This is a genomic window from Salinarimonas soli (assembly GCF_008386575.1).
GTDB classification, from domain to species: domain Bacteria; phylum Pseudomonadota; class Alphaproteobacteria; order Rhizobiales; family Beijerinckiaceae; genus Salinarimonas_A; species Salinarimonas_A soli.
The window spans coordinates 1-215 of record NZ_VUOA01000288.1 but is presented as its reverse complement, the minus strand read 5'-3'; the positions used below and the strand labels follow the sequence as shown (position 1 = coordinate 215).

General features: G+C 70.2%; 1 protein-coding gene. It reads left to right on the top strand.

What is annotated here, in order from left to right:
- On the top strand, positions 1-215 hold a 215-nt coding region (locus F0L46_RS25950; RefSeq protein ID WP_149822454.1), incomplete at both ends, for a diguanylate cyclase.

Below are 215 nucleotides of genomic sequence, written 5' to 3'. Positions count from 1 at the left end.
CAACCGGCGCTACCTCGACAGCCATCTCTCGGCGCTCTTCGACGAAGCCTCCATGCGGGGGCGCCAGCTTTCCGTGCTCGTCCTGGACGTCGACCGCTTCAAGAGCGTGAACGACACCTGGGGCCACGACGCGGGCGACGAGGTGCTGCGCGAGTTCGCGACCCGCGTCCGCGCCAACACCCGCGGAATCGACGTGGTGGCGCGCTTCGGCGGCG